At 59.7% G+C, this 25560-nt stretch carries 20 protein-coding genes; 9 read left to right on the top strand and 11 right to left on the bottom strand.

The genetic code is table 11. The annotated features are described in order from the left end of the window. Nucleotides 1–22: 22 nt before the first annotated feature. Entirely contained in the window at nt 23–655 is a 633-nt protein-coding gene (locus tag AC54AG_RS26120; protein WP_496632220.1) for a hypothetical protein, read from the top strand. A 5-nt stretch (nt 656–660) separates the two neighbouring features. Here the strand turns inward: AC54AG_RS26120 and AC54AG_RS26115 are convergent, their stop codons facing one another. After that, a complete protein-coding gene (locus AC54AG_RS26115) occupies nt 661–1404 on the bottom strand; it encodes a metallophosphoesterase family protein (RefSeq protein ID WP_496632218.1) in 744 nt (247 codons plus the stop codon). Continuing rightward, on the bottom strand, nt 1401–1976 hold the full coding sequence (locus AC54AG_RS26110; RefSeq protein ID WP_496632216.1) for a GNAT family N-acetyltransferase: 576 nt from the start codon (nt 1974–1976) through the stop codon (nt 1401–1403). Before AC54AG_RS26110 ends, AC54AG_RS26115 begins: the two co-directional genes overlap by 4 nt. Nucleotides 1977–2144: 168 nt before the next feature. Between AC54AG_RS26110 and AC54AG_RS26105 the strand changes: the two genes are divergently transcribed. After that, nucleotides 2145–2993, top strand: a complete 849-nt coding sequence (locus AC54AG_RS26105; protein ID WP_083292681.1) for a hypothetical protein — start codon at nt 2145–2147, stop codon at nt 2991–2993. 6 nt (nt 2994–2999) lie between these two features. On the opposite strand, the gene AC54AG_RS26100 is transcribed toward AC54AG_RS26105, so the two are convergent. Continuing rightward, nucleotides 3000–3506, bottom strand: coding sequence for a GNAT family N-acetyltransferase (locus AC54AG_RS26100; RefSeq protein ID WP_496632214.1), 507 nt, complete (start codon nt 3504–3506; stop codon nt 3000–3002). A 255-nt stretch (nt 3507–3761) separates the two neighbouring features. Here AC54AG_RS26100 and AC54AG_RS26095 point away from each other — a divergent pair, with 255 nt between their 5' ends. Both AC54AG_RS26095 and AC54AG_RS26090 read left to right on the top strand, forming a co-directional pair. Continuing rightward, the gene (locus AC54AG_RS26095; RefSeq protein ID WP_496632212.1) at nt 3762–4673 is read left to right on the top strand and encodes an ABC transporter ATP-binding protein; all 912 of its coding nucleotides are present in this window, start codon (nt 3762–3764) and stop codon (nt 4671–4673) included. Between the two features lie 9 nt (nt 4674–4682). Continuing rightward, nucleotides 4683–8264, top strand: coding sequence for an ABC transporter permease/M1 family aminopeptidase (locus tag AC54AG_RS26090; protein WP_496632210.1), 3582 nt, complete (start codon nt 4683–4685; stop codon nt 8262–8264). A 55-nt stretch (nt 8265–8319) separates the two neighbouring features. On the opposite strand, the gene AC54AG_RS26085 is transcribed toward AC54AG_RS26090, so the two are convergent. Further along, nucleotides 8320–9099 (bottom strand): acetoin reductase, encoded by a 780-nt coding sequence (locus tag AC54AG_RS26085; protein WP_034754412.1) that lies wholly within the window; start codon nt 9097–9099, stop codon nt 8320–8322. Between the two features lie 233 nt (nt 9100–9332). Between AC54AG_RS26085 and AC54AG_RS26080 the strand changes: the two genes are divergently transcribed. After that, nucleotides 9333–9749, top strand: a complete 417-nt coding sequence (locus AC54AG_RS26080) for a hypothetical protein (protein ID WP_496632208.1) — start codon at nt 9333–9335, stop codon at nt 9747–9749. Nucleotides 9750–9930: 181 nt separating this feature from the next. Here the strand turns inward: AC54AG_RS26080 and AC54AG_RS26075 are convergent, their stop codons facing one another. The 3 genes from AC54AG_RS26075 to ssb form a co-directional block, all read right to left on the bottom strand. Then, nucleotides 9931–10512: a hypothetical protein gene (locus tag AC54AG_RS26075; RefSeq protein ID WP_496632206.1), complete on the bottom strand. Its 582-nt coding sequence runs from the start codon at nt 10510–10512 to the stop codon at nt 9931–9933. Then, entirely contained in the window at nt 10509–11213 is a 705-nt protein-coding gene (locus AC54AG_RS26070) for a hypothetical protein (RefSeq protein ID WP_496632204.1), read from the bottom strand. Before AC54AG_RS26070 ends, AC54AG_RS26075 begins: the two co-directional genes overlap by 4 nt. Nucleotides 11214–11294: 81 nt before the next feature. Beyond that, entirely contained in the window at nt 11295–11804 is a 510-nt protein-coding gene (gene ssb / locus AC54AG_RS26065) for a single-stranded DNA-binding protein (protein WP_496632202.1), read from the bottom strand. Between the two features lie 381 nt (nt 11805–12185). On the opposite strand from ssb, the gene uvrA reads away from it, so the two are divergent. Continuing rightward, nucleotides 12186–15035: an excinuclease ABC subunit UvrA gene (uvrA, locus tag AC54AG_RS26060; protein WP_496632200.1), complete on the top strand. Its 2850-nt coding sequence runs from the start codon at nt 12186–12188 to the stop codon at nt 15033–15035. 276 nt (nt 15036–15311) lie between these two features. Here the strand turns inward: uvrA and AC54AG_RS26055 are convergent, their stop codons facing one another. After that, a complete protein-coding gene (locus AC54AG_RS26055; RefSeq protein WP_496632198.1) occupies nt 15312–17183 on the bottom strand; it encodes a phosphoenolpyruvate carboxykinase (GTP) in 1872 nt (623 codons plus the stop codon). 357 nt (nt 17184–17540) lie between these two features. Here AC54AG_RS26055 and AC54AG_RS26050 point away from each other — a divergent pair, with 357 nt between their 5' ends. Further along, nucleotides 17541–18554, top strand: a complete 1014-nt coding sequence (locus tag AC54AG_RS26050) for a D-2-hydroxyacid dehydrogenase family protein (protein WP_496632196.1) — start codon at nt 17541–17543, stop codon at nt 18552–18554. Here AC54AG_RS26050 and AC54AG_RS26045 read toward each other — a convergent pair. Further along, complete coding sequence (locus tag AC54AG_RS26045; RefSeq protein ID WP_496632194.1) at nt 18542–19315, bottom strand: L-asparaginase; 774 nt, start codon at nt 19313–19315, stop codon at nt 18542–18544. The genes AC54AG_RS26050 and AC54AG_RS26045 overlap by 13 nt on opposite strands. Nucleotides 19316–19490: 175 nt before the next feature. On the opposite strand from AC54AG_RS26045, the gene AC54AG_RS26040 reads away from it, so the two are divergent. Then, nucleotides 19491–19976, top strand: coding sequence for an asparaginase domain-containing protein (locus AC54AG_RS26040; RefSeq protein WP_034754431.1), 486 nt, complete (start codon nt 19491–19493; stop codon nt 19974–19976). Nucleotides 19977–20497: 521 nt separating this feature from the next. Next, nucleotides 20498–23227, top strand: a complete 2730-nt coding sequence (locus AC54AG_RS26035) for a TonB-dependent receptor (RefSeq protein WP_034754433.1) — start codon at nt 20498–20500, stop codon at nt 23225–23227. Nucleotides 23228–23360: 133 nt separating this feature from the next. On the opposite strand, the gene AC54AG_RS26030 is transcribed toward AC54AG_RS26035, so the two are convergent. Both AC54AG_RS26030 and dinB read right to left on the bottom strand, forming a co-directional pair. After that, nucleotides 23361–24257: a recombination-associated protein RdgC gene (locus tag AC54AG_RS26030; protein ID WP_034754435.1), complete on the bottom strand. Its 897-nt coding sequence runs from the start codon at nt 24255–24257 to the stop codon at nt 23361–23363. Nucleotides 24258–24375: 118 nt separating this feature from the next. Further along, nucleotides 24376–25560, bottom strand: a complete 1185-nt coding sequence (dinB, locus tag AC54AG_RS26025; RefSeq protein WP_442907318.1) for a DNA polymerase IV — start codon at nt 25558–25560, stop codon at nt 24376–24378.

The following is a 25560-nucleotide window of genomic DNA, read 5'->3' as shown; positions in this document are numbered from 1 at the left end:
TTTTGATAATTTAAAATTCACAATGAAAAACCCTGCCGTCCTGTTTTCCCTGTTACTCAGTGCCTCCAGTTTTGCTCAGGATGCCGCCATCACCGAGCCACCCGCAGCTGCCGCCGCCGAAGCGGCGAGCACGCCAGCCGTGCCGGCAACGTCCACCATCAGCCGCCTGCGCCTGTTCGGCCAGAATGGCGCCACGGCCTTCCTGTACCGCGACAGCAGCTGCATCCGTGGCATGTTCAGCGATGGCGTGGAAAAGGCCAGCGGCGGCATGAGTTCCGCCTTCGGCTCCCTGATCGGCACTGTCAGCAATACCAGCCTGGGCATCCCGGAAACGGAAACGTCGCAAAACCTGTCGCGCAAGGATGGCTTTTTCTCGAAAGCCTATTTCCGCGAATATGAAGTTCCCGCCGACAAGCCCAGCAGCTTGCGCCTGGGCTTCCAAGACGTGTCCTCGTTTTACGTGGCCAACGGCGTGCGCTATGAAAGCGTCTCGCCCAGCTGCAGTGGTGACGTCACCTTTACGCCGCGCGCCGGCGAAGATTACGAAGCGGCGTTCTCGTGGGAAGGCAAGCGCTGCAGCATCAGCATCAACCAGGTGATCGCCAAGGACGGCAAGACGGAACTGGTGCCCGTCACGCGCGCCCCAAGCTGCTAAAGAGCTCAGGCGGCGCCCACGCGGCCCGTGCGCAAGGGCGTGGCCCAGTCGGGCCGGCCGTTGGCCAGCGCCAGCCGGGCCGCCTTTTCCCAGTCATATTCCACGGCGTATAACTGCGCCGTCCAGCGGCCATCGGTCCCCTGTTCGGCAATCGCATAGCGCGCGTGCGGCGTGCCGTTTTCCATCACGTGCGGATAACCATGGTCGTCGTCATAGGCTTGCAAACCGACGCTGCCCGGGTTGACGATCAGCCGCCCGTCGGCCAGGCGTACCTGGCGCGGCATGTGCGTGTGGCCGCACAGGATCAGCGCGGCGTCTGTCTCGCCGGCCCGTTCGGCCACTTCCATCGGCGTGGCGGCGCGGCTGCCTTGCGGCGTGACGCTGTCGAGAAAATACACAAGGTCGCTGACGGGCGTGCCATGCACGAGCAACACATCGTGCCGCAGGCGCAAGGTGGCGGGCAGCGCCGCAATCCAATCCAGTTGCTCCGGCAACAGTTGCGCGCGCGCATAGGCGTCCGACACACCCATGCGGGCCGGATCGCCCAGCAGCTGGCGTTCGTGGTTGCCGCGGATGGTCGGCAGGCCGAGCCCCATCAGGCGCGCCGCCGTGGCGCGCGGCTGCAGATGGCCCGAGACGATATCGCCGAGGTTGACGGTCACGTCCACGCCACGCCGGGCGATGTCGGCCAGCACGGCGTCAAGCGCGTCGAGGTTGCCGTGGATATCGGATATGGCGGCGATTCTCATGTTCCCTCCTGTGCACACCATTCTGCGCGCGTCAGACGATACAGGCAATGCGTGCGCAATGCGTGTCCTGGCGCCAGGGCCGGATGCTCGAACGTGTCCGCATCGCGGCGCATGCCCAGGCGCGCCATCAGCGTACTCGAGCGCAAGTTGGGCAACGCCGTGAACGCGACGATTTCCGGCAATTGCAAGCGTTCAAAACCTGCCTGCAGGGCGGCCCGTGCCGCTTCCTTTGCATAACCTTGCCCCCAGTAATCGAACGCCAGGCGCCAGCCGATTTCCACGCACGGCGAACATGGCAGTTGCACAGCGGGAATATGCAAGCCCGTCATGCCGATGAAGGCATCGTTTTCTCGCAAGGCCACGGCCCACAAGCCCCAGCCCCGCTCGGCGATCAGGCCGCTGCAGCGCTTCGCCATGGTGTCGCTGGCGTCGCGCGACAGGGCCGCGGGGAAATAGGCCATCACGCGGGGATCGGCATTCAGCGCCGCGAACGGCGCGAAGTCGCTGTCGCGCCATTGCCGCAGTACCAGCCGCGGCGTCACCAGTTCCATGATTTCCTGCATCGTTGACATCCCTTCATTACCAGTTTTTACAGTTGCTTGACCGGCGGTAGGACAAGTCCGACGGACAGTTGCGCCGTGCGGCTACGTAATCTAAATGTAACAGTTGCTACCATTTCCTTATTGCACTGTTGCCTAAAACGTCGCGACAGTTTTCACTTTATCTTGAGGAGTTGCCCCATGTCTGCCATGTCCGTGTTCACCCGCCTGTCCCCACCACGCCCGCACCACCTTGCCTTGCGCGGTGCCATGATGCTGGGCGTGCTGGGTATTGCCACGGCGGCCGCCACGGCGCGCGCTGAACCGTCGCCCACCTTGGACCGCGTCAGCATTTCCGTGGGCGCGTTTTCCGCCGATCCGCGCATCAATATCGGCGCCGACACGCAATTTGGCCGCATCGACGCGCCCGAATCAAAGCCAAGCCATACCACCATCCCGCGCGTCAAGGCGGACTTGCTGATCGGCGACCGCCATGGCCTGGCATTCGACTACTACCGCTACGACAAATCCTACACGCCAAGCCTGACAGGCGAAACCATCATCAATGGCCAGCCCGTCACGGGCACGGCCACGGCGAATGCCGATCTGAAGCTGGACCTGGCCAAGCTGGCCTATAAATGGTGGCTGGGCAGCGGCAACGATACCTTCGGCATCGGCCTGGGCGCCGCCTACTACCACGCCAACCTGAAAGGCACGGCCACCGGCGTCGTCAATGGTGAAACGGCCACGGCACGCGATTCCATCAGCGAGCACGCGTTTGCGCCACTGCTGGAAGTGGGCTGGCGCCACGCCTTCACGCCGGACTTGCGCATGTATGCGGAAGCGTCGGGCATCAAGAAAAACGGCGGACGCATCAATGGCCACATCTACGGCGGCAATGTCGGCGTGGAATGGTTCCCGTTCAAAAATATCGGTTTCGTGGCCGATTACGGCATCTCGAAAATCAAGCTGCACCGCGACAGCGAACGCGATGCCGACCTGAACATCCGCCTGACGGGACCGTCGGCATATGTGAAAGTACGCTTCTAAACCAGCTCAGGCCGCAGGTTTCAGCAACGTCAGCTGGAACTGCGGCAAGTCCGGATCGTCCCACGCCTCGACCCTGGCAAACGGCAGGCGCGCAAACGCCTGCCGCCAGAACGCGCAGGCATCCGCATCGGCGCGGAACATCGCCACCATCCACGTCTGCGCGCTGTCCAGCAGCACTCTCCGCACCACTTCCAGAGCCAGCCCCCGGCGCCGGTACTTCTTCAAAATAAAAAAGTCGCTGAACTCCTGCACCGGCAACTCGCCCGCCATGCCGGGCTCCGTGATGAAAAAGCCCGCCAGCGCACCACCGACCTCGATCCAGAAGGCCGTATGCCCAGGCGCATGCACATAGTCGGCCAGCCCGGCATCGCACACATCGTAACGGCCGTCGGCCAGCACGTCTTCACCGCTCCAGGCGGTATTGTCGTAGCAATACAGCTGGAACAGCCGCGCCAGCGCCCCCTCTTCGCCGGGCGCAACGGCGCGCAATGTCATGTTCTGTATTACCGTCATGGTCCCGTCTTTCCGCCGCATGGCGTCATTGAGATGGCGAGTGTAGCACCACGTCGCTCATCGCTTCCTCCTGCATTCCAGCCCTGCATTTCCACCCTTGGTCGCAAAAATATTAATTTCCTTCCAATTGGTTATATATTATTGTTTTTAAGTAACATCCGCCATCGCGGCTGAAAAACAAGGGTGATCCCCTTCCACAGACCGGCAGGCATGTATCTGCCGGCTTTCATACCCAAGCTCTGGAGAATGCTGCACATGCTATCGATCAAACAGCTGAACAAAACGTATGCCAATGGCGTCAAGGCCATCAACAATGTCAGCCTGGACATTCCCAACGGAATGTTCGGCTTGCTGGGACCGAATGGCGCGGGCAAGTCCTCGCTGATGCGCACCATTGCGACATTGCAAGATCCCGATAGCGGCAGCATCCATTTCGATGGCGTCGATGTGCTGCAGGACAAGGCCGGCCTGCGCCGCCAGCTCGGCTATCTGCCGCAGGATTTCGGCGTGTATCCGAAGGTCAGTGCGGAAACCCTGCTCAACCACTTTGCAGTGCTCAAAGGTTTGACGGAAAAGGGCCCGCGCAAGGAGGCCGTGGAAGCCTTGCTGCAGCAAACCAATCTGTGGGAAGCGCGCAAGCGCAACCTGGGCACGTATTCGGGCGGCATGCGCCAGCGCTTCGGCATCGCCCAGGCGCTGCTGGGAGCGCCGCGCTTGGTGATCGTCGATGAACCGACGGCCGGCCTGGATCCGGACGAGCGCAACCGCTTCCTGAACCTGCTGGCGAAGATCGGTGAGCAAGTGGTCGTCATCCTGTCGACGCACATCGTCGACGACGTGACGGACCTGTGCCCGCGCATGGCGATGATCGTCAAGGGACAGGTGCTGGTGCAGGGCGAGCCGCAGGCGGCCATCGATACGCTGCTGGGCAAGGTCTGGCGCCGCAGCGTCAGCATGGACGAGCTGGCGCAGTATCAGCAAACCTTGAACGTGCTGTCGACGCGCCTGGTGGGCGGCAAGCCGCAAATCAATGTGTTTGCCGACAGCCAGCCCGACAGCGGCTTCACGCAGATCGCCCCGGACCTGGAAGACGTGTACTTCCTGCACGTGCGCAACGCCGCCCGCAACGGCGCCGCCGCGCCGGCCGCAGCCCCAGCCGCAGCGTAAGGGGCCGCCATGTGGAAGGAATTTTTCAAGTTTGACCTCGGCTATCAGCTGAAACAGCCGCTGCTGTGGATATTTGCCGTCATCCTCGCCTTGATGGCGTTTGGCGCCAGCAGCAGCGATTCGATCCAGGTCGGCGGCGCCATCGGCAACATCAACCGCAATGCGCCCACCGTGGTGGCGCAGCTGCTGACGATGTTCAGCCTGCTGTCTATGCTGCTCATCACCATCTTCATCGCCGGCGCCGTGCTGCGCGACAGCGAAGTGGGCATGGCCGACATGCTGTTCGCCACGCCCATGCGCAAGTGGGATTACCTGTTCGGCCGCTTCGCCGCCGGCTTCGTCGCCTGCCTGGTGATCTTTGCCGCCATCGCCCTGGCCATCATGCTCGGCCCTCTCATGCCTTGGGTCGACCCGCAGCGCGTGGGCGCGTTCTCGCTGCATGCGTACGCGTGGAGCTTCGGCGTGATGGTGATCCCGAACCTGCTCTTCATCGGCGCCCTGCTGATGCTGCTGGCGGCCACGACGCGCTCGATGTTGCTCGTCTACGTGGGCGTGCTGGGCTTTTTCGTGCTGTGGGGCATGGCCGGCGCCTTTACGCGCGACATCAACAACGAATGGATCGCCGTCCTGCTCGACCCGTTCGGCATGCGCGCGTTCGGCCGCATGACGCGCTACTTCACGTCCGCCGAAGCGAACGCGGGCCTGCCGCCATTTTCCGGCTTCCTGCTGGCCAACCGCTTGCTGTGGCTGGCCATCACGGTGATACTGTTCGCCGCCACCGTGATCCTGTTCAAGCCGCAGCGCACGGGCACGGGCAAGCGCCTGTTCGGCAAACACAAGGCAGAGGCCACCGCGCCGGCCGTGGCGGCGCCGCCGCACCTGCCGCGCAGCATCCCCACCTTTACGGGCGCGACAGCCTGGCGCCAGTGGTGGCAAATCCTGCGCTTCGACGCCGTCGGCGTGTTCAAGAGCGTGCCCTTCCTCGTCATGCTGCTGTTCGCCGTAATCAACCTGGTCGCCGGGGCGAGTATCGGCAAGAACATGTACGGCACGGCCGTGTATCCGATGACGCATTTGATGCTGCAAAATATCAACAACAGCTTCAGCTTCATGCTGATCATCATCGTCACCTTCTATGCGGGCGAACTGATCTTCAAGGAGCGGCAAGCCCGCATCGCCGACGTCAGCGATGCCATGCCCGTGCCCAACTGGGTACCCCTGCTGGCCAAATGCACGGCCCTGGTCGGCGTCATCGCCGGTTACCTGCTGGTGGGCGTCATCGCGGCCATCGGTTTCCAGCTCTACAAGGGCGGCGCGCCCGTGGAACTGGGGCTGTACCTGAAAGGCACCCTGCTGGGCGCCCTCTTCTTCGTGCTGATGGCCTTGTGCGCCCTCACCCTGCAAGTGCTGTCAAATAACAAGTTCATCGGCTACCTGCTGGTGATCCTGCTGATGGTGGCGCAAATGGTGCTGGGCATGCTGCACTTCGAACACAATCTGTACGCCTTCGGCGGCATGCCGGCCATCAAGTATTCGGACATGAACGGCTATGGCCACTTCCTGGCCGGCTGGTCCTGGTTCGCGCTGTACTGGAGCCTGTTCACGGTGGCCCTCGTCATGCTGGCGCAGGCATTCTGGGTGCGCGGCCTGTCCGCCGACTGGCGTGCGCGCGTGCGCCTGGCGCGCCAGCGCCTGCAGGGCCGTACGGGTGCCGCGCTGGTATTGGTACTGCTGTGCTGGGCCGGCACGGGCGGCTGGATCTTCTACAACACGAATGTGCTGAACCAGTACGAAACGGCGAATGTCAGCATGGACAAGCAGGCACGCTACGAGAAATTGTACAAACAGTACAAGGACTTGCCGCAACTGAAGATCACCGATATCCAGGCCGACGTGGATATCTATCCCGAGCAACGCAAAGTCTTGATCAAGGGCCACTATGTGCTGCAAAACAAGACGCAGCAGCCGCTCGACACCTTGCGCATCCAACTCAATCCGGACCTGGACACGCACTGGTTGAACTTGCCTGAACACAAGGTGGCGCTGGACGACAAGGAACTGGGCTTCAGCATCCTCAAGCTGGCCCGTCCCGTGGCGCCCGGCGCCACCCTGCCGCTCGACTTCACGGTGGCCGTCACGCATGCGGGCTTTACCAACAGCGGCGCGCCGGACCAGGTCAACCTGAACGGCAGTTTCTTTAACAACCAGGCGTATTTCCCGCACTTCGGCTATGCCAAGGAAATGGAGCTGACGGACCGCAACGAGCGCCGCAAGCGGGGCCTGGGCGAACCGCAGCGCATGGCCAAGCTGGAAGACTCCTCCGCCTATGGCAATACGGTCTTTGGCGGCGAGGCGGACTGGATCCATTTCGACACGACGGTGTCCACCAGCGGCGAGCAGACCGCCCTGGCGCCCGGCTACCTGCAGAAGAGCTGGGAAAAGGATGGCCGCCGCTATTACCGCTACAAGATGGACCAGCCGATGATGCCGTTCTTCGCCTATCTGTCGGCGCGCTGGGAAGTCAAGAAAGACGCGTGGAAAGGCTTGCCGATCGAAGTTTATTTCGATAAAAAGCATGGCTACAATACGCAGCGCATGATTACCTCTGTGCAAAAGTCGCTCGACTATTACACCACCGAGTTCACGCCCTACCAGCACAAGCAGGTGCGCATCCTGGAATTCCCCGGCTACCAGAGCTTCGCGCAGTCGTTTGCCAATACGATTCCGTATTCGGAAGGCATCGGCTTCATCGCCGACCTGCGCGACAAGGATGACATCGACTACGTGTTCTACGTCACGGCGCATGAAATGGCGCACCAGTGGTGGGGCCACCAGGTGATCGGCGCCAACGTGCAGGGCGCCACCATGCTGATGGAGTCCTTGGCGCAATACTCGGCCCTGATGGTGATGGAAAAGGAATACGGGCGCGACAAGATGCGCCGCTTCCTGCGCTATGAACTTGACCGCTACCTGAGCGGGCGCGGCGGCGAAGCCATCGAGGAACTGCCGCTGGCGCGCGTGGAGGGACAGCAATATATCCACTACAACAAGGGCAGCCTGGTGTTCTACCGCCTGCGCGATGAAATCGGCGAGGAAGCGCTGAACCGTGCGCTGAAACGCTATCTGCAGGACAAGGGCTACCAGCAGGCGCCGTTCACCACGTCGTCGGAACTGCTGGCCTACATCCGCGCCGAAGCGCCGCAGGACAAGCAGGCGCTGATCACGGACCTGTTCGAGAAAATCGTCTTCTACGACAACCGCGTCACGCAAGCGAGCGCCGTGCAGCGCAAGGACGGTCAGTGGGATGTCACCATGCAATTGCACTTGGCCAAACTGGAGTCCGACGGCAAGGGCAAGGAAAGCCCACGCGCCTACGACGAGCCGGTGGAAATCGCCATCTTCGCGCGCCCGGCGGGCGGCAAGGAAAAAGATGAAAAAGTCCTGTTCACCGACAAGCGCGTGTTGTCGGGCAGCGACCCCGTGGTGACGATGACGGTGAAGGACAAACCGTTTGAAGTGGGCGTCGATCCGTACAACAAGATGATCGACAGGGTTCCGCGCGACAACCGCAAGGAAGTCAGCGTGAATTAATCGATGGGGGTCTGACGGGGACGCCGATTCCCCGCCAGCCCCCCCAATCACGCCATCAGCGGTACACCAATCCCCCGTCGATCAGCGGCGCCTGGCCCGTCATGTAATCGGCATCGGGCCCCGCCAGGAAGGAGACGAGCCCTGCCACGTCGTCCGGCGTCTCGGCGCGCCCCAGTGCGATGCCGTCCACATATTTTTTATACGTCGCGCCCAGCTCGGCGCCCGTCACTTCAGCCATGCGCTTGTCGATCTCGGTCCACATGTCCGTGCCGACGACGCCAGGGCAATACGCGTTGACGGTGATGCCGTCGGCCGCCAGTTCCTTGGCCGCCGCCTGCGTCAGCGCGCGCACGGCAAACTTGGTGGCCGAGTACACGCCCAGCAAGGCAAAACCGTCATGACCGGCGATGGAGCAGGCATTGATGATCTTGCCTTTCTGCTTGCGCTTCTTGAAGGTCTTGGCGGCCGCCTGGATGCCCCAGAGCGTCCCTTGCACATTGATGCGCATGATGCGGTCGACCTCTTCCGGCGTCACGTCGAGCAGCGGCTGCACTTGTGCGATACCGGCGTTGTTGACGATGATGTCGAAGCCGCCCAGCTCCTGCTCGGCAAACGCCACCGCTTCGGTGACCTGAGCGAGCTGCGACACGTCGGCAATGAAGGTGACGGCGCGGCGTCCCAGCGCGCGCACTTCAGCGGCGGCCGTGTCCAGCTTTTCCTGGTTCAGATCCACCAGCGCGATATCGGCGCCATCCTTGGCCAGGCGCAAGGCGATCGCCTTGCCGATACCTTGCGCGGCCCCCGTGACGAGCGCGACTTTTCCGGAAATACCCATGCTGCGTTCCTTTCAGAGTAGTGAGAAGAGACGCTTCAGCCTACCTGAATTTCGTCTTTTTCCGCGTATTGAAACGTGCGCGCCCGGAAAAAGCGCACAGGTCAAGAAAGGAGGAAAAAACGCACCGGCACACGCTATACGAGCGCTGCCGTACTGGCCAATCGCGGCATCTGGCGTAACATGGACAGCATCGCCGGCGAGCGCGCTGGCACCACGTTCAAGAGGAAGTCCCCATGCCGCGTCGCCATCTGCCCATTCGCGCCAGCCTGCTGCTGGCAGCCCTCGTTTTCACCATGCCCGCCTGGAGCGCCGACCCGGTCCACAAGGAAACAGTGGAACTGACGGCAGGAAAAACCGTGCACAGCGTGAAAGGCAAGATCAAGGGCTACGCCACGGCCGAATACACGGTGACAGGCAAGGCCGGCCAGACCCTCAGCCTCAAGCTGAAGACCAACCAACCGTCGAATTACTTCAACATCCGCCAGCCAGGCCAGGATGAAGCCCTGTTCATCGGTTCATCCGGCGGCAACAGCTACCAGGCAAAACTTCCGGCCGATGGCGAGTACACGGTACAGGTTTACCTGATGCGCAACGCGGCGCGCAGGAATGCGGTGGCCAGCTACAGTCTGGAGATGGGCTTGCGCGATTAAGTCTGCGAAATATCCTCGAAGGCTACCGGCATTGCATTTTTTAGGTGTAAATTATTCTAAAAACCACAAGGATGTATCGTCGCCCCTTAGCTTACGAGTATACTCAAGGACAAAATAACAACGGCTGCCTAATGGAGGCCCCGTTCAGACGTAATACAGCACTAGGAACAAATTCTGTAAATCATCGATGTTTCTCTGCAAGAATGCGGTAGCCATCCCAAACACTTTCAAAGTTGGGATCAATTCGAGCGCATAGACGAGCCTTTCTCCCACCTTTCCCCAGTTCACACATGGTGTAATCGATTTTTGCACCTCGCTTTTCCAGTAAGGCGAGCTGGCCCTCAAGGTCGGCCTTTTCGTCTCTCAATGACCGAAGTTCGCTGATATTCGGCATGGCCAACCATGCTGCAAATACAATAGCCGCCATACCGATGCTCGTAATGGCCAAGGCTCCAGCAATCATGCGCCAAAAGCCGAACGTTGCTGCTTCTTGATATGCCGCCGAGGCACGTTTCGCATCTATATTTGCCGCATCAAAACGCCGCACCAGAACGTCAGCCGCTTTATAGATGGCTTCCTGTATAGCTGATGTCACTTCACGGGCCACCTTTGCTGGAAGCTGGGTCGCGGCAGTCTCGACGCTATGCTCTGTGTTAATCAACCTATCTACTGCTCTCTGAACAGCTTTCTGGTCGCGTATCGCCATCTCGAGTAGTGTTCCAACGACGATACTTATATCTTCATCTTGATTGTATTTATTCATCGAGAATACCCATCCCTTTCGATACCTGGGAGGCTGCGAGTCCACTGTTTTTCATATTGTTGTTGGCGCTCAAGTTGTCGTATACGATAGATTTCCTGTAGCTTATCCAATTTCAATCCTATCTCGCGTAAATCCTCTACAACGACGTAATTTACTAATCCGCCATCATCAACAGAAACAATTAATCCGCCAGATGATCCCTTAATAGATCCTTGGCTTTCAGCAACCACTCTTAAATATCGTGAGAATATAGCAGATCTTTCATCAGTGGCACTGGCAGCGTCCGTGATCATTTCGCCAATAAAATTCCCCAAAGTCATTTGAGATTCAAGCATTTCCTTAAAATCAAGGTAAGGAGAAATTTGCAGTTCCAACTTCCCATACTCACTTCTCGATCTTACAAACCAGTGCACCTCACGCGATACTGGGATCAGATCAGAATTTTTTGAATTTGACAATGAGCGCTGCAAATGAATAAGTTTACCTTCTTCTTTTTCATCATCATTATTCGAGCGTTTAAATTCAAGTAACCGCATTACACAAGCCCCCTGTACCAGTACATCACCAGCACCTCGGTCAAGCGGTGTTTGTTGCAGTAAGTTTACTGAGAGTGGTAATTTCTTGGAATGGCTAGTACTACCCATTGCAAGTCCAAGTCCATATAAAAAGTTCCCGATAACAATGTTCTCGTAAATATCCATTTTATAATTTACATGAAAATAAAAAAACCTGTTCTCTTTTCAGAGAACAGGTTTTAATCAATCAAAAAGACATGTTCAGATTTAGAACGGAATATCGTCATCCATATCCGAGAAGTTCGGTGCTGGCTTCGGTGCCGGACGTGGTGCCGGAGCTGGACGCGGGGCTGGCGCCTGGCGCGGGGCCGGGGCGTCGTAGCCGCCGCCACCGCCACCACCGTAGCTGTCATCGCCACCGCCGGCGTCGCCGCCCATGCCGGAACGGCCGCCCAGCATTTGCATCTGTTCCGCGATGATGTCGGTTGCGTACTTCTCGACGCCGTCCTTGTCCGTGTATTTACGGGTTTGCAGACGGCCTTCGACGTAGACGGACGAGCCTTTTTTCAGGTATTGGCCGACGATTTCCGCCAGACGGCCGAAGAACGAGATACGGTGCCACTCTGTCAATTCTTTTTGTTCGCCCGTGTTGCGGTCCTTCGATTTGTACGAAGTGGCCACGGCGATGTTGGCGATCGCGTCGCCGCTAGGCATGTAGCGGATTTCCGGGTCACGGCCCAGATTGCCGACGATGATGACTTTGTTGACTGATGCCATGAATAACTCCTGATGAACTGCAGCGGGAGCCGGTGTCCCGCGCGTTAGTTTAGTGTACTAAACGAGGATTATAAGCGACCACGCGGCGCAAAGCACCCGCTTTCTGGCGGACGCCCTCTCCCGTGCGGCGGCACGTTTTTTTCACGGCAGGTGAAAACAAGAAACTTGAATACTGGTATTATATACAGTATTCAAACGTCAGTACGCATCTGCATCAAACTTTGTCAGGGCACGTTCGCCCGGCGGCGCAATCCGCCCATGGACGCCTCAGGCATGCAGAGCAAAACCCGGCTATAGTTACAGGTTGACCCGTTGTGGCTCCTCATCCGCACCCAGGCACAATGCGCCGGCCGCACCACTCACTGAAAGCAAGGCAATCACATGGAACAGATCCGCATTCGCGGCGCTCGCACGCATAACCTCAAGAATATCAATCTCGATTTGCCGCGCAATAAGCTGATCGTGATTACCGGCTTGTCCGGCTCCGGCAAGTCGTCGCTGGCCTTCGACACCTTGTACGCGGAAGGCCAGCGCCGCTATGTCGAGTCACTGTCGGCCTATGCACGCCAGTTTTTGCAGTTGATGGAAAAGCCCGATGTCGACCTGATCGAAGGCCTATCGCCGGCCATCTCCATCGAACAGAAGGCAACGTCGCACAATCCGCGCTCGACCGTGGGCACCGTGACGGAAATCCATGATTATCTGCGCCTGCTGTATGCGCGCGTGGGCACGCCGTACTGCCCCGACCATCCGGAAAACGCGCTGGCCGCGCAATCCGTGTCGCAAATGGTCGATGCCGTGCTGGCCATGCCGGAAGACACCAAGCTGATGATACTTGCGCCCGTCGTCGCCAACCGAAAGGGCGAACATGTGGACCTGTTCGAGCAGATGCAGGCGCAGGGCTTCGTGCGCTTTCGCGTACAGAGCGGCACGCATGCGGCCAAGATCTATGAAGTCGATGATCTCCCGAAACTGAAGAAAACGGAAAAACACACGATCGACGTCGTCATCGACCGGGTCAAGGTGAACCAGGAGATCAAGCAACGCCTGGCGGAAAGTTTCGAAACAGCCCTGCGCCTGGCCGACGGCCGCGCCATTGCCTACGAAATGGATACCGCCCAGGAGCACGTGTATTCCAACAAGTTCGCCTGCAATGTGTGTGGCTATTCCCTGCAGGAACTGGAACCGCGTCTGTTCTCGTTCAACAACCCCATGGGCGCCTGCCCGGAATGCGACGGCCTGGGACACATTGAGTTCTTTGACCCGAAACGCATCGTCGCGTTCCCGAACCTGTCGCTTGCCTCGGGCGCCGTCAAGGGCTGGGACCGCCGCAACCAGTTTTACTTCCAGATGCTGTCGAACCTGGCCGCGTATTACGAGTTCGACTTGGACATGCCGTTCGAGCAGCTGGACTTGAATTCACAGCAAGCCGTGTTGTACGGTTCCGGCAAGCAAGTGATTCCATTTACCTATGTCAACGAACGGGGCCGCACCGTCATCAAGGAACACACGTTCGAAGGCGTGGTCAACAATCTGCAACGCCGCTACCGCGAGACGGATTCGATGGCCGTCAAGGAAGAATTGGCCAAGTTCATCAATGAGAAATGCTGCCCCTCATGCGATGGCGCACGCCTGCGCGTGGAAGCGCGCTTCGTCAAGGTCGGCACGGGCAAGCAGCAGCGCGCCATCTATGAAGTGGCGGGAAAACCGCTGCGCGAGACCCTGGAATTCTTTGAAAAGCTGAAACTGACGGGCGCCAAGAAAGAGATCGCCGACCGCGTGGTCAAGGAAATCATTTCACGCCTGAAATTCCTCAACAATGTGGGCCTCGACTACCTGTCGCTGGACCGCAGCGCCGACACGCTCTCCGGCGGCGAAGCACAACGCATCCGCCTGGCGTCGCAAATCGGCTCCGGTTTGACGGGCGTCATGTATGTGCTCGATGAACCGTCGATCGGCTTGCACCAGCGCGACAATGACCGCCTGATCGAAACCTTGAAACACTTGCGCGACATCGGCAACAGCGTGCTGGTGGTCGAGCATGACGAGGACGCCATCCGCACGGCCGACTACATCGTCGACATGGGCGTCGGCGCGGGCGTGCACGGCGGCGAAATCATCGCCGAAGGCACCTTGCAAGACATTCTCAAGAACAAGAAATCGCTGACGGCGCAATACCTGAACGGCAAGCTGAAAATCGCCGTGCCGGCCAAGCGCCACGCCAGCAATCCGGAAAAGCAGCTGGTCATTACTGGCGCGACGGGCAACAACCTGAAAAAGGTGTCGCTGAGCTTGCCTGTGGGCTTGATGACATGCGTGACGGGCGTGTCCGGTTCAGGCAAATCGTCGCTGGTCAACGATACTCTGTATCCGGCCCTGTCGCGCCATTTGTATGGTTCGCAGACAGAACCGGCGCCGCACGAGTCGATCAGCGGCCTGGAACACTTCGACAAGGTCATTTCCGTCGACCAGGCGCCGATCGGCCGCACGCCGCGCTCGAACCCCGCCACGTACACGGGCTTGTTTACGCCGATCCGCGATTTGTTCTCCACGGTGCCGACGGCCAAGGAACGCGGGTACAGCGCGGGCCGCTTCTCGTTCAACGTCAAGGGCGGACGCTGCGAAGCGTGCCAGGGCGATGGCGTGATCAAGGTCGAGATGCATTTCTTGCCTGACGTCTATGTCCCGTGCGACGTGTGCCACGGCAAGCGCTACAACCGAGAAACGCTGGAAGTGCAATACAAGGGCAAGAACATCACGGAAGTGCTGGGCATGACGGTGGAAGAGGCGCATGAATTCTTCAAGCCCGTCCCCTTGATCGCGCGCAAGCTGCAAACCCTGCTCGACGTGGGCCTCGGCTACATCAAGCTGGGCCAGAGCGCCACGACCCTGTCCGGCGGCGAAGCGCAGCGCGTGAAACTGTCGCTGGAATTGTCCAAGCGCGACACGGGCCGCACCCTGTACATCCTCGATGAACCGACGACGGGCTTGCACTTCCACGATATCGACTTGCTGCTGAAAGTCATCCACCGCCTGCGCGACCAGGGCAACACTTTGGTGATCATCGAGCACAACCTCGACGTCATCAAGACGGCCGACTGGATCGTCGACCTGGGCCCGGAAGGTGGGGCTGGCGGCGGCCAGATCATCGCCACGGGCACGCCGGAAGACGTGTCACTGAACCCGGCCAGCGTGACGGGTAAATACCTGGGGCCGCTGCTCAAGCAATAACGACGGCAGCGCAATAAAAAACGGCGCGGATTGCTCATGCAATCCGCGCCGTTTCTCTTTTTGATAGCACCCCAGTCATTGCCGGCGTGTCATTTATCTCACGCCAGTCTTTGCTGGCGTGTTTCTCCCCCACTACAACTCTCAACACCTGACAAGCTACTGCGCGGCGCGCTTTGCGGCCTGCGATGCTCACCGTGCTTCAGCACGGTTGCGCTTCTTAGCCACAAATCACTGCCGCTCGCTACGCTTGTCAGATGCCGCTTTACGCTAACTTAGTTATGCACTCAGCCGCTTTTCCAGCGCAGCCTTGTTATCTGCCAATTCCTGCGGCAGATGATACGCGAGTTTTTCAAACAACTGCGTATGCAATTTCAACTCTTCAACCCACGCGGCCTTGTCGATCGAGGTGATGGTGTCGAACTGTTGCTGCGTGAATGGCAGGCCATCCCAGTTCAGGTCGCCATACTGCGGCGTCGTGCCGAACAGGTTTTCCACACCGCCGGCCTTGCCTTCGATACGCTCCAACATCCATTTCAGCACGCGCATGTTGTCGCCAAAGCCAGGCCAGACGAACTTGCCAGCCTCGTCCGTACGGAACCAGTTGACGCAGTAGATCTTCGGCAGGGCAGCGGGGTTGACCTTGCCCACCTTGACGCCCATGTCCAGCCAGTGCTGGAAGTAATCGCTCATGTTATAGCCGATAAACGGCAACATGGCAAATGGATCGCGGCGCACGACGCCCATCTGGCCCACGGCCGCGGCCGTCGTTTCCGAGCCCATGGTGGCCGCCATGTAGACGCCTTCGACCCAGTTGCGCGCTTCGGTGACCAGCGGCACGGTGGTCGAGCGGCGGCCGCCGAAGATGAAGGCCGAGATCGGCACGCCGGCCGGATCGTCCCAGGCCGAGTCGATCACGGGGTTTTGCGTTGCCGCCACCGTGAAGCGCGCGTTCGGGTGCGCCGCCTTGGTACCGGACGCCGGCGTCCAGTCCTTGCCCTGCCAGTCGATCAAATGGCTAGGTGCTTCCTTGGTCAAGCCTTCCCACCAGACATCGCCGTCGTCTGTCAACGCCACGTTGGTGAAAATCGTGTTGTCGCGCATGGACGCCATGCAGTTGTAATTGGTTTTTTCGTTGGTGCCTGGCGCCACGCCGAAGTAGCCCGCTTCCGGGTTGATCGCATACAAACGACCATCGGCACCTGGCTTGATCCAGGCGATATCGTCGCCGATGGTGGTCACTTTCCAGCCGTTAAAACTTGCCGGCGGGATCAGCATGGCGAAGTTGGTCTTGCCGCAAGCCGATGGGAACGCTGCCGCGACATAATGCTTCTTGCCTTCCGGCGATTCCACGCCAAGGATCAGCATGTGTTCGGCCAGCCAGCCCGGATTATTGTCCGATGCTTGCGCTTCCTGGTAGCCCATGTTCGAGGCGATGCGCAGGGCGAAACATTTCTTGCCCAGCAAGGCGTTGCCGCCGTAGCCCGAACCGAAGGACCAGATTTCACGCGTTTCCGGGAAATGCACGATGTACTTGGTGCTGTTGCACGGCCATTTCACGTCGGCCTGGCCCGCAGCCAGCGGTGCGCCCACGCTGTGCACGCACGGCACGAATGCGCCATCGGTACCCAGCACGTCGTACACGGCACGGCCCATGCGGGTCATGATCTTCATGTTGACGGCGACATACGGCGAATCGGACAGTTCCACGCCGATGTGCGCGATTGGCGAGCCCAGCGGACCCATCGAGAATGGCACGACATACATGGTGCGGCCGCGCATGCAGCCATCGAACAGGCCGTTCAGGGTGTGGCGCATTTCGCCAGGCTCGGTCCAGTTATTCGTCGGGCCGGCCGCTTCTTTCGTTGCCGAGCAAATATACGTGCGGTCTTCGACGCGGGCCACGTCGCTCGGGTCGGAGCAGGCCAGGTAGGAATTCGGGCGCTTTTCGGCATTGAGTTTTTTCATGGTGCCGCTGGCAACCATTTCGGCGCACAGGCGCTCGTACTCTTCTTGCGAACCATCGCACCAGTAGATGCGGTCTGGCTTGGTCAGCGCGGCAATGTCTGCCACCCAGTTGATCAGTTTCTGTTGTTTAATATAAGCTGGGACGTTGAGTGCGGCGACGCCACCCATGACGGGCTGATTCATATTACCTCCAATACCAATAAAAGAAATTCTGGTCGTTCCGGCAAGACAGGCAGCATCGTTGAGAGGTGGCTGCGGCTCACTGCGGGCGGCGTATTCACGCGGGCAGGGCTCTGGTGTCGTGTCAGCCGCGGCACTCGCGCCGGCGGCATTTAGCTGGATCATGCTCCCGGGCTGCAGGAACAGTTTGCGCTATCACTATAATCAGGAAGCTTCAAAAGTGCCGGCGATTGTACACCCGCCTAACGTCTATTCTCGCAAAAATGTAGGAGAATAGCTTGACTAATGTAGTAGGCTATTCAGCATTTCCCGTATCCTGTTATTTCCCTACCAAATCCTCACTAAAATCGGCCATCCACCATGAAAATTGCCATACTCGATGATTACCAGGATGCCGTGCGCGGCCTCGATTGTTACCAGTTGCTCGACGGCCACGAGGTCAAAGTGTTCAGCAATACGGCGCGGGGACTGGGCCAGCTGGCGATCCGCCTGGCACCGTTCGACGCGCTGGTACTGATCCGAGAACGCAGCAGTTTCAACCGGGCTTTGCTGTCGAAACTGCCGAATCTGAAACTGATTTCACAAACGGGCAAGGTCAGCGGCCACATCGATGTGGCGGCCGCCACCGAGCTGGGCATCGCCATTGCGGAAGGCATCGGCTCGCCTACGGCGCCGGCCGAACTGACATGGGCGCTGATCATGGCGGCGCAGCGCAAGATCGTGCCGTACGCGCAACATTTACAAGAAGGGCTGTGGCAGACGTCGGCGCTGGAACCGGCACGCAACACGCTCGGTACGGTATTGAAAGGACGCACCCTGGCGATCTGGGGCTACGGCAAGATCGGGCAATTGATCGCCGGCTATGGCCGCGCTTTCGGCATGAGCATCCTCGTGTGGAGCAGCGAAGCGAGCCGCGCGGCGGCCGTGGCGGCCGGCGATACGGCGGCAGAGTCGCGCGAGGCCTTCTTCGAGCAGGCCGACGTGCTGAGCTTGCACTTGCGCCTGTCCGACAAGACGCGCGGCCTGGTAACGAGCGAGGACCTGGCGCGCATGAAGCCGGCTTCGCTGTTCGTCAACACCAGCCGTGCCGAGCTGGTGGCCGATGGCGCGCTGGAAGCGGCGCTTCAGATGGGGCGCCCGGGCGCCGCCGCGCTGGACGTGTTTACGGACGAGCCGCTGCCGCCAGGCTCGCCATTGCTGCTGCTACCGAACGTGCTGGCCACGCCGCACCTGGGCTACGTCGAGCGTGACAGCTATGAACTGTATTTTCGCTACGCCTTGCAAAACATCGTCGATTTTACGCAGGGCCAATGCACGCGCCTGCTCAATCCCGAGGTGTTGCAACATGCGCGGCAAAGCCCTCAGGAACGCTGAAAACCCTTCAGCAAGTCCGGCTCGCCCGTGATGCCGATGGCGCGCGCGGGCAGCACGTGCCGGCCCCGCCACAGGCCGGCCCAGCCGGGCGGCCAGGCGATGTCCGGCCCACTGTACGGCGCCACGCCAGCGCGCACGGCCACGACCGGCACGGGCGGCATGTCTTGCAAGGGCTCGCCTGCGGTGCGCTGCATATCCAGGCTGTACATGTAATTGGGCAATAAAGCGTCGCAGACGCGGCCAAACCAGTCGCTATGGTCGTCGTCGCGGCCCAGCGCCTGCGCCAGCCCCTGCGGGTCGAAGCGGGCCAGGGCATCGATCAGCTCGCCAGTGGTGGCGCCCGGGGAATCGCCCCAGCCCATCACGGGGTTGACGTTGTAATCGGCGCCCGAGCCATACCAGCCTTCGCGCCAGGGCCGCTGCATCCAGTCGCGCGGCCCCGTAAACAAATGCCAGCGCCAGTGCAAGCCGGACGGCTTGGGCCAGGCATACAGATACAGCTTTTGATAGCCGGCCTGGTGCAGCTCGCGCACCATGGCCATCAGGCGCGCGTGCGGCATCCGGTCCGGCGGCGCGCGGCGAAACAGGATCGCTTCGCCATCGGCAAACTGCACGTCATCGGTCGACAGGTTCAGGTCCAGGGTCCGCGCTTCGCTGCCGAAACGGGCGGCGATCCAGCCCGTCAGCAAATTGACGGACGTGATCACCCCGTAACCGCGGTGGCGGTGAAAAATGACGGTGCCGGGAGCGAGCGCTTTCATACGGAGTCGGGGGCAGGCAAACAAAGAAACCAGTGTACTCACAGATGGCCAAATTTTCCAGATGCGGCGCAAGCGCAGGCGGCAAGCACGCTGCCCCATCCGCAGCGCCATTCACGCAAGGGCATCAATCCACGATATCATGCGCGTCATTCTCCACTGACATCGTGACCACATCATGACATTGCGCATACTCGCCACCGGCGGCACTTTCGACAAGCACTACAACGAATTGAACGGTACCCTGGGCTTTTCCGACAGTCATTTGCCGGCAGCGATTGCCCGCGCGCGCATGACGGCGCCCGTGGCGCTGGAGCAATTGCCACTGCTCGACTCGCTCGACATGCAGGATGCGGACCGCCAGCGCGTGCTCGCTTCGTGCCGCGCGGCGCACGAGAAAGCCATCGTCATCATCCACGGCACCGACACCATGCGCGAAACGGCGCAAGTGCTGGGCGCGGCGAACCTGCAGCAAACGGTGATTTTGACGGGCGCCATGATTCCCTACGAAATCGACAACTCCGATGCCCTGTTCAACCTGGGCTTTGCCTGCGGCGTGGCGCAAACCTTGCCAGCCGGCGTGTATGTGGCCATGAACGGCCAGATCTTCGCCTGGGACAATGTGCAAAAGAACCGCGCCGCCGGCGTGTTCCAGCCCTTGTAAGCCGATGGCGGGACAGGGCGCACAAGCAGAACGACTAACGCTCTGACTGACACTCTGTCACAATTCCACCAGCCCGCTTTCAGCGGGCTTTTTTACATTTTTTTACTTTGCATAAATTCCGCAATACAACATTTTTCGTCTAATTATTGCTGGTAAAACATCGAATTGCCAATACAATAATTTTATGTTGCAAAAAAACGCCATTGATCATTTTTAAAAACGTAGATATTTATAAATATAAAATTTATATTTAACATTTAAATCAAATATTCTTCAGTATCTCGAATTTATTGCCAAATACGACACGGTTGAGGTGCATTTTTTCTTGCTGAGACGACATAATGTTTGCCTCGACAAGTCAAAAGTGCATTTATAACAATATTGCACCAAGTAGTCTTCCACCTCCCACCGACGTGGTTCCGCCTACCGTACACGAGCACCGCAGACCATCTACCCGATGGCTATATCGGTGCTCGTGTGCCGCTTGTCGTTATTAAAACTACTACGGAGTAATTGTTACAATGGCATTTAAAGAAAAAATTGGCGTACGCAGCGTACGCCTGGCCCTGACCGTCCTGGCAGGTAGCGTCTTGTTCTCCGGCCAATCCATGGCGGACGAAGCAATTCAAAAAGTTGAAATTACCGGTTCGAGTATCAAGCGTATCGCTGTCGAAGGCGCACTGCCTGTACAGCGCCTGTCGCAAGAAGCGATCGCCAAATCGGGCGCCACTTCGGTAGCCGACCTGATCCAGGCCCTGCCAGCCATGCAAGGCTTCACCATCGGCGCAGTTGCTGCCGGTTCCGACTCGGGCGGCAATACCAGTGCATCGCTGCACGGTATCGGCGAGTCCTACACCCTGGTACTGCTGAACGGCCGCCGCATCGCACCACAAGGCTCCGGCACCACGGTCAACCTGAACGCCATCCCGATGAGCGCCGTTGAGCGCGTCGAGATCCTGACCGACGGCGCTTCGGCCCTGTACGGCTCGGACGCCATCGCCGGCGTACTGAACTTCATCCTGAAGAAAAACCAGCAAGGCGCTACTCTGGAAGCCACTTATGGCGGTCCGGAAGACAAAGGCGGCAACGCCTGGAATACCAGCGTCACCTACGGTTTCGGCGACCTGGACGAAGACCGTTTCAACGTGCTGCTGTCGTACCGCCACGACGAGCAATCGAAACTGCGCGCCACCGACCGCGATTTCGCCGCTACCTCGTATGTGCCATTCAGCCGCAACGGCAACAACTACGTGTGGGACCGCACCAGCACCTCGGCTTCGCCAGCAGGCGCCACTGTTGCCTACAATAGCGGTGCTAAATCGACAGCCTTTACGCCTTACCTGGCGATGAATGGCAAGTGCCCTGAAGACTCCTACAAGACGACCAGCAATGCGCGCGCTTGCGGCTTCGACACGGGCTCCACCGTGGAAGTCGTACCGCAATCGAAACGTGACAGCCTGTTCTCCAAAGCTACGTACAAGCTGAACGACAACCTGAACGCGTTCGCCGAACTGGCCTACTCGCGCTACGACCTGACGGCGCGTATCGCCGCCAATCCGATCCCGATTTCGATCGCCAAGGGCAGCCCGCTGTACAACACCTATGTATCGCCGTACCTGACGCCAGCGCAACGTGCCGACGTCAAGTCGATCACCGCCAACTACCGCAGCACCGACTTTGGTCTGCGCGCCAGCAACACCATCACCGAAACCAAACACATGGTCGTTGGTGTGGAAGGCGAACTGGGCGCGTGGAACTTCGAAAGCGGCCTGACCTGGTCGCAAAACTCGATCGACGAGCGCTACACGGGCGGTTACCAGAAGAGCCAGGAATTCAAGAACATCCTCGCCAATCCGGACTTCAACCCGTTTGCAGTGACGCAAAAACCATCGGTGCAAGCGCAAATCGCTGGCGCGCAGTTCGTTGGCTCCGTGCGTACCGCATCGACCACGATGCGCGGCGTCGACACGCACGGCTCGCGTGAATTGTTCAGCCTGCCAGGCGGCAAAGCCAGCCTCGGTATCGGTGGCGACTACCGCACCTATACCTATGAGCAATCGCCAGGCAGCAATGCCACCGGTGACGATATCTACAACTTCAACACCAAGGCCGCCTACGACATGAGCCGCGACACCTACGGCGCGTTCGTCGAGTTGCTGGCACCGTTGACCAAGTCGTTCGAAATGACCGTTGGTGGCCGTCACGACGCTGTCAAGGCGATCGACGACAAGCTGAACAACAAAACTGTCGGCAAAAAAGACAGCGCCAATACCTACAAGGTATCGGCACGCTGGCAGCCAGTACAGACCGTGCTGATCCGCGGTTCCTACGGCACGGGCTTCAAGGCGCCAAGCATGCTGGAAATTGCTCAGCCACTGGTCAATGCCGGCTTTACCGCCAAGAAATTTGATTGCCCATACCCAGGCAACGCACTGTGCCGCGCGGAAGCAACGCAATACAACGCCGTGTCGCAAGGCAATCCGGATCTGCAATCGGAAAAGTCGAAACAGTTCACCCTGGGCTTCCGTGTCGAACCTAGCTCGGCCTTCTCGTTCGGCGCCGACCTGTGGGATGTGAAACTGCGCAATGCCGTGTCGGAAGTTTCCGAAGAGCAAGCATTTGCCGATCCGATCAAGTATGCGTCGAGCTTCGGAACTTATACCGAGCCATCGACCGGCATCACCTACTACTCGTTCAAGAAACTGTCGGTCAACATCGGCAAGAAGGAATACCGTGGTATCGACTGGGATCTGTCGGCCAACCACAAGTTCTCCTTCGGCAAGCTGACCGCCCAATTGAGCGGTACGCACATGTTGCACGCCAACTACACCAAAGCCGGTAGCGATAATATCTACACCAGCAACATGAACTTCTTCGGCGACACCAACGAAGTCACGTTCCGCAACCTGATGAAGCTGACGACGACCCTGGATACGGGCCGCCTGAGCAACACGGTAACGGTCAACTACCGTAACGGCTACACCGATGCAGCCGCTACCGTGTACAACCTGGCGACCCAGCAGGAAGAGAAAAACTTCCGCCTGCAAGTACCGTCGTACACCACGTTCGACTGGCAAGCACGTTTCGCCTTTGACAAGCAAACCACGATCCGCGCAGGCATCAAAAACCTGTTCGACCGTGCACCACCGCTGTCGCTGCGCGCTTCGTCGGGCCACCAGGTTGGTTTCGACCCACGCTACGCCGATCCAATGATGCGTTCGTTCTACATCACCGGCAACTACAAGTTCTAATGTGACGTTGTGAATTAGCTTGTCCGAAAGCGCCTTGCACTTCACCGTGCAAGGCGCTTTTTTTATGGCGCGACATATTGCGCAGACGAAAAAAAGGAGCCGCAGCTCCTTTTTTGTACCGGCATGACGGCTGTTACGCCGTCGCTTCGCCGCCCAATGCTTCGACCACGTCGGCCATCAGCTTGCTCAGCTCGCCCGTCATCAGCATCACGTCGCCGTCGAAACGCTCTTCGTCGTTCTTCGTGCTCGATTCCGTTTCCTTGATCACGTCGAGCGGCTTGACGCTCTTGATGGCCAGCGACTCCGTCAGCACGAACGAGATCTTGTCGTTCCACGTCATGGCCAGGCGCGTGCACTGCTTGCCGGCCGCGATGTGGCGGCGCACGTCGTCCGCTTCCAGGGTGTGGCGCACGTAGCGCACGGTGGCCTTGCTTTCGCCCGTGGCGCGCAATTCCGTATCCATGTCGACCGTGAAGCCGGCAGGCGCGTCGTCCGCCTGCAGCCATTCCGTCATCACCGCCACGGGCGAGCGCTGCACGCGCAGGCTTTCCAGCGGCAGTTTGTCGACGGCTTTCAACAGCAGCTTGATGACTTCATCGGCTTTCGCCGGGCTGGCGGCATCGACCACCAGCCAGCCATTGACGGGGTCGATCCACGTCCAGACGTTGCTGCGGATGCTGAAGGCGCGCGGCAGCAGCTCGTCGGCCACGCGTTCCTTCAATTCCTTCATGGCCTTTTTACCAGGCGCAAAGCCTTGCGCTTCTTCCATCTCGGCGGCGCGGGCCTTGGCCACCTGGTTGATGACGGTCGCTGGCAGCAGTTTCTTTTCCGTGCCCAGCAGGATCAGCATCTGTTTGTTGACCACGTGGACCAGGCCGCCGTTCGGGCGTGGCGTATCCCAGCCCTGGCGCATCAGATCCATGCTGGTCGCCGGCGTAAATTTGTTCGAGGACAGCGCCTCTTCCAGTTGTTCTGGCGTGTAAGCCCACGGTGCGGGCAGGCGGTAAATCTGAAGATTCTTGAACCACATAGTTTTTGTCTTCCGTTTGTTTCAGTAGTGCCAGGGGAACGCCATTCTACACTTTCGACACGGGAATGCCGTCAAAAGCGCGGACTGGCGCGGTGTTGTTGCTGCGTGGGGAATGCCGCTACAGGGCGGGAAACAGCTCCGCCTGGGCCGGCGCCTGCCGCGTCACGAGGGCCGGGTCGGACAAGGTCGAGATGCGCACGCCCAGCAGGCGGATTTTCTTGTCAAATGGCACGCGCCGCAAGCAATCGCGGCTGGCGCGCAGGATGGCGGCGGCATCCGCCGTGGCGCTGGGCAGGGTGATGTCGCGCGTGACGGTGCTGAAATCCTCGAAGCGCAGCTTGATGCCCACCGTGCGCCCCGCCAGCGATTGCTTGTCGAGGTCGCCCGCCACGCGCGTGCACAGGCTTTCCAGCTTTTCCGACAGGGTGGCGCGGTCGCGCACCACCTGCAAGTCGCGCTCGAACGTCGTTTCACGGCTGACGGACTTGGTTTCCCGGCTCGTCTGCACAGGCCTATCATCGATGCCCAGCGCCGCCTGGCGCAGCCAGCCCGTGTACAGGTCGCCGAACTGCGTGCGCAGCATGGCCATGTCGGCCCGGGCCAGTTCGCCAATGGTGACAATACCCAAGGCTTCCAGCTTGGCCGTTGCTTTCGGGCCGATGCCATTGATCTTTTTCGCCGGCAAGGGCCACACGCGCGTTTCAATATCCTCCGGGTTCAGGATGGTCAGGCCGTCCGGTTTTTCCAGGTCGGAACAGATTTTCGCCAGCAATTTGTTGGGTGCCAGGCCGATCGAGCACGACAGGCCCGTCGCTTCGAACACGGCCGCCTTCAGGCGCGCCGCCATGGCCGGCGCCTGCTCGCCGTATTCGGTGAGATCAACATAGATTTCATCGATGCCCACGTTCTGGATGATGGGGCACAACTGGGCCACGGCCTGCTTGAAGCGGGCTGAATAGTCGCGGTAGGCCTCGAAATCGGCCGGCAGCAGGATGCTGTCGGGCGCCAGCTTGGCCGCCTTCATGATGCCCATGGCGGAAAACACGCCGAACACGCGCGCCGCATACGTCGACGTGGTGACGACGCCGCGCCCCACGTAGTCGCGCATGCGCGCAAATTGCCGCGTGCCGTCTTCCTGCAGCACGGGCTGCTGCAGACGCCCACCGCCGATGACGACGGCTTCGCCGCGCAATTCCGGATATTTCAACAGTTCCACGGAGGCAAAGAAGGCGTCCATGTCCAGATGCGCTATCCAGCGGCGGGCTGCGGGTGGCTCGGGAAAGGGGGAGGCAGATGTGGTCAA

This window comes from Janthinobacterium sp. BCJ23 (assembly GCF_059617945.1).
The sequence above is the reverse complement of the archived record's forward strand: the minus strand, read 5'-3'. Positions and strand labels throughout refer to the sequence as shown.